The sequence below is a fragment of the Candidatus Thiodiazotropha endolucinida genome, assembly GCF_001715975.1.
Lineage (GTDB): Bacteria > Pseudomonadota > Gammaproteobacteria > Chromatiales > Chromatiaceae > Thiodiazotropha > Thiodiazotropha endolucinida.
The window spans coordinates 1-10,099 of record NZ_MARB01000043.1 but is presented as its reverse complement, the minus strand read 5'-3'; the positions used below and the strand labels follow the sequence as shown (position 1 = coordinate 10,099).

Below are 10,099 nucleotides of genomic sequence, written 5' to 3'. Positions count from 1 at the left end.
TTAGGAAGCAGCCCAGTAGTAGGTTGAGGCCGTTGAGCACCGCCGCCGCAAGGAATGGTGCATGCAAGGAGATGGCGCCCAACAGTCCCCCGGCCACGGGGCCTGCCACCATACCCACGCCGAAACAAGCGCTCATGAGCCCGAAGTGGCGAGCCCGATCTTCCCCATCGGTGATGTCGGCGATATAGGCGCCAGCAACCGCACCTGTGGCGCCGGTGATGCCGGCCACGATGCGTCCGGCGTAGAGGATCCACAGGACGGGTGTGGTCGCCATGATCGCGTAGTCGATAGTGGCTCCAAGTAGCGAAGCGAGCAGGACTGGGCGGCGGCCAAAGCGGTCGGACAGTGCTCCGAGAACGGGTGCGCATAGAAATTGCATCAACGCATATAGCGCTAGCAGCACGCCATAGTGACTGGCGATGCTGTCGGAATGGACGATATCCCGCAAGAGGCCCGGCAGTACCGGCATAACCAAGCCTATGCCTACAGCATCCAGGGTGACGGTGCCGAGGATGACGATGAGCGCATTGTTAGATTTCATACACGGTGCCTGACTGCGTTAGCAATTTAACTGTGATAAACTACCGCATTAAAGCTTATCGATGATAAGCTGTCAAACATGAGAATTATTCTTGAAGACGAAAGGGCCTCGTGATACGCCTATTTTTATAGGTTAATGTCATGATAATAATGGTTTCTTAGACGTCAGGTGGCACTTTTCGGGGAAATGTGCGCGGAACCCCTATTTGTTTATTTTTCTAAATACATTCAAATATGTATCCGCTCATGAGACAATAACCCTGATAAATGCTTCAATAATATTGAAAAAGGAAGAGTATGAGTATTCAACATTTCCGTGTCGCCCTTATTCCCTTTTTTGCGGCATTTTGCCTTCCTGTTTTTGCTCACCCAGAAACGCTGGTGAAAGTAAAAGATGCTGAAGATCAGTTGGGTGCACGAGTGGGTTACATCGAACTGGATCTCAACAGCGGTAAGATCCTTGAGAGTTTTCGCCCCGAAGAACGTTTTCCAATGATGAGCACTTTTAAAGTTCTGCTATGTGGCGCGGTATTATCCCGTGTTGACGCCGGGCAAGAGCAACTCGGTCGCCGCATACACTATTCTCAGAATGACTTGGTTGAGTACTCACCAGTCACAGAAAAGCATCTTACGGATGGCATGACAGTAAGAGAATTATGCAGTGCTGCCATAACCATGAGTGATAACACTGCGGCCAACTTACTTCTGACAACGATCGGAGGACCGAAGGAGCTAACCGCTTTTTTGCACAACATGGGGGATCATGTAACTCGCCTTGATCGTTGGGAACCGGAGCTGAATGAAGCCATACCAAACGACGAGCGTGACACCACGATGCCTGCAGCAATGGCAACAACGTTGCGCAAACTATTAACTGGCGAACTACTTACTCTAGCTTCCCGGCAACAATTAATAGACTGGATGGAGGCGGATAAAGTTGCAGGACCACTTCTGCGCTCGGCCCTTCCGGCTGGCTGGTTTATTGCTGATAAATCTGGAGCCGGTGAGCGTGGGTCTCGCGGTATCATTGCAGCACTGGGGCCAGATGGTAAGCCCTCCCGTATCGTAGTTATCTACACGACGGGGAGTCAGGCAACTATGGATGAACGAAATAGACAGATCGCTGAGATAGGTGCCTCACTGATTAAGCATTGGTAACTGTCAGACCAAGTTTACTCATATATACTTTAGATTGATTTAAAACTTCATTTTTAATTTAAAAGGATCTAGGTGAAGATCCTTTTTGATAATCTCATGACCAAAATCCCTTAACGTGAGTTTTCGTTCCACTGAGCGTCAGACCCCGTAGAAAAGATCAAAGGATCTTCTTGAGATCCTTTTTTTCTGCGCGTAATCTGCTGCTTGCAAACAAAAAAACCACCGCTACCAGCGGTGGTTTGTTTGCCGGATCAAGAGCTACCAACTCTTTTTCCGAAGGTAACTGGCTTCAGCAGAGCGCAGATACCAAATACTGTTCTTCTAGTGTAGCCGTAGTTAGGCCACCACTTCAAGAACTCTGTAGCACCGCCTACATACCTCGCTCTGCTAATCCTGTTACCAGTGGCTGCTGCCAGTGGCGATAAGTCGTGTCTTACCGGGTTGGACTCAAGACGATAGTTACCGGATAAGGCGCAGCGGTCGGGCTGAACGGGGGGTTCGTGCACACAGCCCAGCTTGGAGCGAACGACCTACACCGAACTGAGATACCTACAGCGTGAGCTATGAGAAAGCGCCACGCTTCCCGAAGGGAGAAAGGCGGACAGGTATCCGGTAAGCGGCAGGGTCGGAACAGGAGAGCGCACGAGGGAGCTTCCAGGGGGAAACGCCTGGTATCTTTATAGTCCTGTCGGGTTTCGCCACCTCTGACTTGAGCGTCGATTTTTGTGATGCTCGTCAGGGGGGCGGAGCCTATGGAAAAACGCCAGCAACGCGGCCTTTTTACGGTTCCTGGCCTTTTGCTGGCCTTTTGCTCACATGTTCTTTCCTGCGTTATCCCCTGATTCTGTGGATAACCGTATTACCGCCTTTGAGTGAGCTGATACCGCTCGCCGCAGCCGAACGACCGAGCGCAGCGAGTCAGTGAGCGAGGAAGCGGAAGAGCGCCCAATACGCAAACCGCCTCTCCCCGCGCGTTGGCCGATTCATTAATGCAGAGCTTGCAATTCGCGCGCGAAGGCGAAGCGGCATTTACGTTGACACCATCGAATGGCGCAAAACCTTTCGCGGTATGGCATGATAGCGCCCGGAAGAGAGTCAATTCAGGGTGGTGAATGTGAAACCAGTAACGTTATACGATGTCGCAGAGTATGCCGGTGTCTCTTATCAGACCGTTTCCCGCGTGGTGAACCAGGCCAGCCACGTTTCTGCGAAAACGCGGGAAAAAGTGGAAGCGGCGATGGCGGAGCTGAATTACATTCCCAACCGCGTGGCACAACAACTGGCGGGCAAACAGTCGTTGCTGATTGGCGTTGCCACCTCCAGTCTGGCCCTGCACGCGCCGTCGCAAATTGTCGCGGCGATTAAATCTCGCGCCGATCAACTGGGTGCCAGCGTGGTGGTGTCGATGGTAGAACGAAGCGGCGTCGAAGCCTGTAAAGCGGCGGTGCACAATCTTCTCGCGCAACGGGTCAGTGGGCTGATCATTAACTATCCGCTGGATGACCAGGATGCCATTGCTGTGGAAGCTGCCTGCACTAATGTTCCGGCGTTATTTCTTGATGTCTCTGACCAGACACCCATCAACAGTATTATTTTCTCCCATGAAGACGGTACGCGACTGGGCGTGGAGCATCTGGTCGCATTGGGTCACCAGCAAATCGCGCTGTTAGCGGGCCCATTAAGTTCTGTCTCGGCGCGTCTGCGTCTGGCTGGCTGGCATAAATATCTCACTCGCAATCAAATTCAGCCGATAGCGGAACGGGAAGGCGACTGGAGTGCCATGTCCGGTTTTCAACAAACCATGCAAATGCTGAATGAGGGCATCGTTCCCACTGCGATGCTGGTTGCCAACGATCAGATGGCGCTGGGCGCAATGCGCGCCATTACCGAGTCCGGGCTGCGCGTTGGTGCGGATATCTCGGTAGTGGGATACGACGATACCGAAGACAGCTCATGTTATATCCCGCCGTTAACCACCATCAAACAGGATTTTCGCCTGCTGGGGCAAACCAGCGTGGACCGCTTGCTGCAACTCTCTCAGGGCCAGGCGGTGAAGGGCAATCAGCTGTTGCCCGTCTCACTGGTGAAAAGAAAAACCACCCTGGCGCCCAATACGCAAACCGCCTCTCCCCGCGCGTTGGCCGATTCATTAATGCAGCTGGCACGACAGGTTTCCCGACTGGAAAGCGGGCAGTGAGCGCAACGCAATTAATGTGAGTTAGCTCACTCATTAGGCACCCCAGGCTTTACACTTTATGCTTCCGGCTCGTATGTTGTGTGGAATTGTGAGCGGATAACAATTTCACACAGGAAACAGCTATGACCATGATTACGCCAAGCTCTAATACGACTCACTATAGGGAAAGCTGGTACGCCTGCAGCACCAGAAGCCACGCCCATTAGTGAAACGCTTCATGGTGAGCGTGTTATCCCGGTGCTTTTTGCCATACCACGGGGCCAGCGCCAGCAGCGACGGAATATCACGAATAGTCGGCTCAACGTGGGATTTCATAAAGTTCTCGGCATCACCATCCGTCGGCAACCAGATAAGGGTGTTGCGCTGCTTATGCTCTATAAAGTAGGCATAAACACCCAGCAGCATTTTGGAATAACCGACACGGGCAGACTTCACCACATTCACCTCACGGATGTAGTCGCTGCCCATCGCATTCATGATGGCCCGCTGAAAGGGCAGTGTTTCCCAGCGCCCTTCCTGGTATGCGGATTCTTTCGGGAGATAGTAATTAGCATCCGCCCATTCAACGGCGGTCTGTGGCTCCGGCCTGAACAGTGAGCGAAGCCCGGCGCGGACAAAATGCCGCAGCCTGTTAACCTGACTGTTCGATATATTCACTCAGCAACCCCGGTATCAGTTCATCCAGCGCGGCTGCTTTGTTCATGGCTTTGATGATATCCCGTTTCAGGAAATCAACATGTCGGTTTTCCAGTTCCGGAAAACGCCGCTGCACCGACAGGGGGAGCCCGTCGAGAATACTGGCAATTTCACCTGCGATCCGCGACAGCACGAAAGTACAGAATGCGGTTTCCACCACTTCAGCGGAGTCTCTGGCATTCTTCAGTTCCTGTGCGTCGGCCTGCGCACGCGTAAGTCGATGGCGTTCGTACTCAATAGTTCCTGGCTGGAGATCTGCCTCGCTGGCCTGCCGCAGTTCTTCAACCTCCCGGCGCAGCTTTTCGTTCTCAATTTCAGCATCCCTTTCGGCATACCATTTTATGACGGCGGCAGAGTCATAAAGCACCTCATTACCCTTGCCACCGCCTCGCAGAACGGGCATTCCCTGTTCCTGCCAGTTCTGAATGGTACTCGGGCCGGTTACAACGGCATTATCGCCCGTCTGCAACAGGCTGCCAGCGATCCGATGGTGGACGGCATTCTGCTCGATATGGACACGCCCGGCGGGATGGTGGCGGGGGCATTTGACTGCGCTGACATCATCGCCCGTGTGCGTGACATAAAACCGGTATGGGCGCTTGCCAACGACATGAACTGCAGTGCAGGTCAGTTGCTTGCCAGTGCCGCCTCCCGGCGTCTGGTCACGCAGACCGCCCGGACAGGCTCCATCGGCGTCATGATGGCTCACAGTAATTACGGTGCTGCGCTGGAGAAACAGGGTGTGGAAATCACGCTGATTTACAGCGGCAGCCATAAGGTGGATGGCAACCCCTACAGCCATCTTCCGGATGACGTCCGGGAGACACTGCAGTCCCGGATGGACGCAACCCGCCAGATGTTTGCGCAGAAGGTGTCGGCATATACCGGCCTGTCCGTGCAGGTTGTGCTGGATACCGAGGCTGCAGTGTACAGCGGTCAGGAGGCCATTGATGCCGGACTGGCTGATGAACTTGTTAACAGCACCGATGCGATCACCGTCATGCGTGATGCACTGGATGCACGTAAATCCCGTCTCTCAGGAGGGCGAATGACCAAAGAGGCTCAATCAACAACTGTTTCAGCCACTGCTTCGCAGGCTGACGTTACTGACGTGGTGCCAGCGACGGAGGGCGAGAACGCCAGCGCGGCGCAGCCGGACGTGAACGCGCAGATCACCGCAGCGGTTGCGGCAGAAAACAGCCGCATTATGGGGATCCTCAACTGTGAGGAGGCTCACGGACGCGAAGAACAGGCACGCGTGCTGGCAGAAACCCCCGGTATGACCGTGAAAACGGCCCGCCGCATTCTGGCCGCAGCACCACAGAGTGCACAGGCGCGCAGTGACACTGCGCTGGATCGTCTGATGCAGGGGGCACCGGCACCGCTGGCTGCAGGTAACCCGGCATCTGATGCCGTTAACGATTTGCTGAACACACCAGTGTAAGGGATGTTTATGACGAGCAAAGAAACCTTTACCCATTACCAGCCGCAGGGCAACAGTGACCCGGCTCATACCGCAACCGCGCCCGGCGGATTGAGTGCGAAAGCGCCTGCAATGACCCCGCTGATGCTGGACACCTCCAGCCGTAAGCTGGTTGCGTGGGATGGCACCACCGACGGTGCTGCCGTTGGCATTCTTGCGGTTGCTGCTGACCAGACCAGCACCACGCTGACGTTCTACAAGTCCGGCACGTTCCGTTATGAGGATGTGCTCTGGCCGGAGGCTGCCAGCGACGAGACGAAAAAACGGACCGCGTTTGCCGGAACGGCAATCAGCATCGTTTAACTTTACCCTTCATCACTAAAGGCCGCCTGTGCGGCTTTTTTTACGGGATTTTTTTATGTCGATGTACACAACCGCCCAACTGCTGGCGGCAAATGAGCAGAAATTTAAGTTTGATCCGCTGTTTCTGCGTCTCTTTTTCCGTGAGAGCTATCCCTTCACCACGGAGAAAGTCTATCTCTCACAAATTCCGGGACTGGTAAACATGGCGCTGTACGTTTCGCCGATTGTTTCCGGTGAGGTTATCCGTTCCCGTGGCGGCTCCACCTCTGAATTTACGCCGGGATATGTCAAGCCGAAGCATGAAGTGAATCCGCAGATGACCCTGCGTCGCCTGCCGGATGAAGATCCGCAGAATCTGGCGGACCCGGCTTACCGCCGCCGTCGCATCATCATGCAGAACATGCGTGACGAAGAGCTGGCCATTGCTCAGGTCGAAGAGATGCAGGCAGTTTCTGCCGTGCTTAAGGGCAAATACACCATGACCGGTGAAGCCTTCGATCCGGTTGAGGTGGATATGGGCCGCAGTGAGGAGAATAACATCACGCAGTCCGGCGGCACGGAGTGGAGCAAGCGTGACAAGTCCACGTATGACCCGACCGACGATATCGAAGCCTACGCGCTGAACGCCAGCGGTGTGGTGAATATCATCGTGTTCGATCCGAAAGGCTGGGCGCTGTTCCGTTCCTTCAAAGCCGTCAAGGAGAAGCTGGATACCCGTCGTGGCTCTAATTCCGAGCTGGAGACAGCGGTGAAAGACCTGGGCAAAGCGGTGTCCTATAAGGGGATGTATGGCGATGTGGCCATCGTCGTGTATTCCGGACAGTACGTGGAAAACGGCGTCAAAAAGAACTTCCTGCCGGACAACACGATGGTGCTGGGGAACACTCAGGCACGCGGTCTGCGCACCTATGGCTGCATTCAGGATGCGGACGCACAGCGCGAAGGCATTAACGCCTCTGCCCGTTACCCGAAAAACTGGGTGACCACCGGCGATCCGGCGCGTGAGTTCACCATGATTCAGTCAGCACCGCTGATGCTGCTGGCTGACCCTGATGAGTTCGTGTCCGTACAACTGGCGTAATCATGGCCCTTCGGGGCCATTGTTTCTCTGTGGAGGAGTCCATGACGAAAGATGAACTGATTGCCCGTCTCCGCTCGCTGGGTGAACAACTGAACCGTGATGTCAGCCTGACGGGGACGAAAGAAGAACTGGCGCTCCGTGTGGCAGAGCTGAAAGAGGAGCTTGATGACACGGATGAAACTGCCGGTCAGGACACCCCTCTCAGCCGGGAAAATGTGCTGACCGGACATGAAAATGAGGTGGGATCAGCGCAGCCGGATACCGTGATTCTGGATACGTCTGAACTGGTCACGGTCGTGGCACTGGTGAAGCTGCATACTGATGCACTTCACGCCACGCGGGATGAACCTGTGGCATTTGTGCTGCCGGGAACGGCGTTTCGTGTCTCTGCCGGTGTGGCAGCCGAAATGACAGAGCGCGGCCTGGCCAGAATGCAATAACGGGAGGCGCTGTGGCTGATTTCGATAACCTGTTCGATGCTGCCATTGCCCGCGCCGATGAAACGATACGCGGGTACATGGGAACGTCAGCCACCATTACATCCGGTGAGCAGTCAGGTGCGGTGATACGTGGTGTTTTTGATGACCCTGAAAATATCAGCTATGCCGGACAGGGCGTGCGCGTTGAAGGCTCCAGCCCGTCCCTGTTTGTCCGGACTGATGAGGTGCGGCAGCTGCGGCGTGGAGACACGCTGACCATCGGTGAGGAAAATTTCTGGGTAGATCGGGTTTCGCCGGATGATGGCGGAAGTTGTCATCTCTGGCTTGGACGGGGCGTACCGCCTGCCGTTAACCGTCGCCGCTGAAAGGGGGATGTATGGCCATAAAAGGTCTTGAGCAGGCCGTTGAAAACCTCAGCCGTATCAGCAAAACGGCGGTGCCTGGTGCCGCCGCAATGGCCATTAACCGCGTTGCTTCATCCGCGATATCGCAGTCGGCGTCACAGGTTGCCCGTGAGACAAAGGTACGCCGGAAACTGGTAAAGGAAAGGGCCAGGCTGAAAAGGGCCACGGTCAAAAATCCGCAGGCCAGAATCAAAGTTAACCGGGGGGATTTGCCCGTAATCAAGCTGGGTAATGCGCGGGTTGTCCTTTCGCGCCGCAGGCGTCGTAAAAAGGGGCAGCGTTCATCCCTGAAAGGTGGCGGCAGCGTGCTTGTGGTGGGTAACCGTCGTATTCCCGGCGCGTTTATTCAGCAACTGAAAAATGGCCGGTGGCATGTCATGCAGCGTGTGGCTGGGAAAAACCGTTACCCCATTGATGTGGTGAAAATCCCGATGGCGGTGCCGCTGACCACGGCGTTTAAACAAAATATTGAGCGGATACGGCGTGAACGTCTTCCGAAAGAGCTGGGCTATGCGCTGCAGCATCAACTGAGGATGGTAATAAAGCGATGAAACATACTGAACTCCGTGCAGCCGTACTGGATGCACTGGAGAAGCATGACACCGGGGCGACGTTTTTTGATGGTCGCCCCGCTGTTTTTGATGAGGCGGATTTTCCGGCAGTTGCCGTTTATCTCACCGGCGCTGAATACACGGGCGAAGAGCTGGACAGCGATACCTGGCAGGCGGAGCTGCATATCGAAGTTTTCCTGCCTGCTCAGGTGCCGGATTCAGAGCTGGATGCGTGGATGGAGTCCCGGATTTATCCGGTGATGAGCGATATCCCGGCACTGTCAGATTTGATCACCAGTATGGTGGCCAGCGGCTATGACTACCGGCGCGACGATGATGCGGGCTTGTGGAGTTCAGCCGATCTGACTTATGTCATTACCTATGAAATGTGAGGACGCTATGCCTGTACCAAATCCTACAATGCCGGTGAAAGGTGCCGGGACCACCCTGTGGGTTTATAAGGGGAGCGGTGACCCTTACGCGAATCCGCTTTCAGACGTTGACTGGTCGCGTCTGGCAAAAGTTAAAGACCTGACGCCCGGCGAACTGACCGCTGAGTCCTATGACGACAGCTATCTCGATGATGAAGATGCAGACTGGACTGCGACCGGGCAGGGGCAGAAATCTGCCGGAGATACCAGCTTCACGCTGGCGTGGATGCCCGGAGAGCAGGGGCAGCAGGCGCTGCTGGCGTGGTTTAATGAAGGCGATACCCGTGCCTATAAAATCCGCTTCCCGAACGGCACGGTCGATGTGTTCCGTGGCTGGGTCAGCAGTATCGGTAAGGCGGTGACGGCGAAGGAAGTGATCACCCGCACGGTGAAAGTCACCAATGTGGGACGTCCGTCGATGGCAGAAGATCGCAGCACGGTAACAGCGGCAACCGGCATGACCGTGACGCCTGCCAGCACCTCGGTGGTGAAAGGGCAGAGCACCACGCTGACCGTGGCCTTCCAGCCGGAGGGCGTAACCGACAAGAGCTTTCGTGCGGTGTCTGCGGATAAAACAAAAGCCACCGTGTCGGTCAGTGGTATGACCATCACCGTGAACGGCGTTGCTGCAGGCAAGGTCAACATTCCGGTTGTATCCGGTAATGGTGAGTTTGCTGCGGTTGCAGAAATTACCGTCACCGCCAGTTAATCCGGAGAGTCAGCGATGTTCCTGAAAACCTCGGGCCGGTTACAACGGCATTATCGCCCGTCTGCAACAGGCTGCCAGCGATCCGATGGTGGACGGCATTCTGCTC

Annotated in this window: 13 protein-coding genes; 10 read left to right on the top strand and 3 right to left on the bottom strand. The window is 55.2% G+C overall.

The window, feature by feature from the left end; all coding sequences use genetic code 11:
- On the bottom strand, positions 1–541 hold a 541-nt coding region (locus CODIS_RS20120; protein ID WP_037409238.1), incomplete at its 3' end, for a tetracycline resistance MFS efflux pump.
- A 296-nt stretch (positions 542–837) separates the two neighbouring features.
- On the opposite strand from CODIS_RS20120, the gene CODIS_RS20115 reads away from it, so the two are divergent.
- On the top strand, positions 838–1,698 hold the full coding sequence (locus CODIS_RS20115; RefSeq protein ID WP_000027057.1) for a broad-spectrum class A beta-lactamase TEM-1: 861 nt from the start codon (positions 838–840) through the stop codon (positions 1,696–1,698).
- Positions 1,699–2,812: 1,114 nt separating this feature from the next.
- Positions 2,813–3,895, top strand: a complete 1,083-nt coding sequence (gene lacI, locus CODIS_RS20110; RefSeq protein WP_000805902.1) for a DNA-binding transcriptional repressor LacI — start codon at positions 2,813–2,815, stop codon at positions 3,893–3,895.
- 144 nt (positions 3,896–4,039) lie between these two features.
- On the opposite strand, the gene CODIS_RS20105 is transcribed toward lacI, so the two are convergent.
- Both CODIS_RS20105 and CODIS_RS20100 read right to left on the bottom strand, forming a co-directional pair.
- Positions 4,040–4,552, bottom strand: a complete 513-nt coding sequence (locus CODIS_RS20105; protein ID WP_023492862.1) for a phage terminase large subunit family protein — start codon at positions 4,550–4,552, stop codon at positions 4,040–4,042.
- Positions 4,527–5,063 (bottom strand): DNA-packaging protein, encoded by a 537-nt coding sequence (locus CODIS_RS20100; RefSeq protein WP_051384094.1) that lies wholly within the window; start codon positions 5,061–5,063, stop codon positions 4,527–4,529. Before CODIS_RS20100 ends, CODIS_RS20105 begins: the two co-directional genes overlap by 26 nt.
- A 15-nt stretch (positions 5,064–5,078) precedes the next feature.
- Between CODIS_RS20100 and CODIS_RS20095 the strand changes: the two genes are divergently transcribed.
- From CODIS_RS20095 to CODIS_RS20060, 8 genes are read left to right on the top strand one after another with little or no spacing between them, the layout of a single operon-like run.
- Positions 5,079–6,035 (top strand): S49 family peptidase, encoded by a 957-nt coding sequence (locus CODIS_RS20095; protein ID WP_023490512.1) that lies wholly within the window; start codon positions 5,079–5,081, stop codon positions 6,033–6,035.
- Positions 6,036–6,044: 9 nt separating this feature from the next.
- The gene (locus CODIS_RS20090; protein WP_001297109.1) at positions 6,045–6,377 is read left to right on the top strand and encodes a head decoration protein; all 333 of its coding nucleotides are present in this window, start codon (positions 6,045–6,047) and stop codon (positions 6,375–6,377) included.
- A gap of 55 nt (positions 6,378–6,432) precedes the next feature.
- Positions 6,433–7,458, top strand: coding sequence for a major capsid protein (locus tag CODIS_RS20085; RefSeq protein WP_000063280.1), 1,026 nt, complete (start codon positions 6,433–6,435; stop codon positions 7,456–7,458).
- 41 nt (positions 7,459–7,499) lie between these two features.
- Positions 7,500–7,898, top strand: coding sequence for a DNA-packaging protein FI (locus CODIS_RS20080; protein WP_000158919.1), 399 nt, complete (start codon positions 7,500–7,502; stop codon positions 7,896–7,898).
- Between the two features lie 11 nt (positions 7,899–7,909).
- The gene (locus tag CODIS_RS20075; RefSeq protein ID WP_000752979.1) at positions 7,910–8,263 is read left to right on the top strand and encodes a head-tail joining protein; all 354 of its coding nucleotides are present in this window, start codon (positions 7,910–7,912) and stop codon (positions 8,261–8,263) included.
- An 11-nt stretch (positions 8,264–8,274) separates the two neighbouring features.
- Entirely contained in the window at positions 8,275–8,853 is a 579-nt protein-coding gene (locus CODIS_RS20070; protein WP_000975070.1) for a phage tail protein, read from the top strand.
- Entirely contained in the window at positions 8,850–9,245 is a 396-nt protein-coding gene (locus tag CODIS_RS20065) for a phage minor tail U family protein (RefSeq protein ID WP_000683105.1), read from the top strand. The genes CODIS_RS20070 and CODIS_RS20065 overlap by 4 nt, the downstream gene beginning before the upstream one ends.
- A 7-nt stretch (positions 9,246–9,252) precedes the next feature.
- On the top strand, positions 9,253–9,993 hold the full coding sequence (locus tag CODIS_RS20060; protein WP_001349920.1) for a phage tail protein: 741 nt from the start codon (positions 9,253–9,255) through the stop codon (positions 9,991–9,993).
- Positions 9,994–10,099 lie beyond the last annotated feature (106 nt).

Bases quoted from the DNA above. Each gene is read 5' to 3' on its own strand.
- CODIS_RS20080 (WP_000158919.1), top strand. From the start codon at position 7,500: ATGACGAAAGATGAACTGATTGCCCGTCTCCGCTCGCTGGGTGAACAA.
- CODIS_RS20085 (WP_000063280.1), top strand. From the start codon at position 6,433: ATGTCGATGTACACAACCGCCCAACTGCTGGCGGCAAATGAGCAGAAA.
- CODIS_RS20070 (WP_000975070.1), top strand. From the start codon at position 8,275: ATGGCCATAAAAGGTCTTGAGCAGGCCGTTGAAAACCTCAGCCGTATC.
- CODIS_RS20060 (WP_001349920.1), top strand. From the start codon at position 9,253: ATGCCTGTACCAAATCCTACAATGCCGGTGAAAGGTGCCGGGACCACC.
- CODIS_RS20095 (WP_023490512.1), top strand. From the start codon at position 5,079: ATGGTGGACGGCATTCTGCTCGATATGGACACGCCCGGCGGGATGGTG.
- CODIS_RS20090 (WP_001297109.1), top strand. From the start codon at position 6,045: ATGACGAGCAAAGAAACCTTTACCCATTACCAGCCGCAGGGCAACAGT.
- CODIS_RS20115 (WP_000027057.1), top strand. From the start codon at position 838: ATGAGTATTCAACATTTCCGTGTCGCCCTTATTCCCTTTTTTGCGGCA.
- CODIS_RS20065 (WP_000683105.1), top strand. From the start codon at position 8,850: ATGAAACATACTGAACTCCGTGCAGCCGTACTGGATGCACTGGAGAAG.